Raw genomic sequence first — 245 nt, forward strand, 5'->3', positions numbered from 1 at the left:
TTGTATACAAAATCCCATTTAAAGCAAAAGAAGTACGGCCCGTTTCTTCAGAGACAACTAATATAAGTGCATCACTCTTTTCTGATAAGCCTATTGCAGCTCTGTGACGTGTTCCTAGCTCAGGATCAACTTCTGTACTTTTCGTTAAAGGAAGAATATTAGCAGCTGAGACTATATGATTATTTTTTACGAGAACGGCACCGTCATGAAGAGGGTTACCTGGGTAAAATATTGATTCGAGTAAT

At 38.0% G+C, this 245-nt stretch carries 1 protein-coding gene; it reads right to left on the bottom strand.

The annotated features are described in order from the left end of the window. Positions 1-245: diadenylate cyclase (locus SB717_RS38625; protein ID WP_410908524.1), on the bottom strand; the 245-nt coding region annotated here is incomplete at both ends.

The organism is Priestia sp. SIMBA_032, from assembly GCF_046535215.1.
GTDB lineage: Bacteria > Bacillota > Bacilli > Bacillales > Bacillaceae_H > Priestia > Priestia aryabhattai.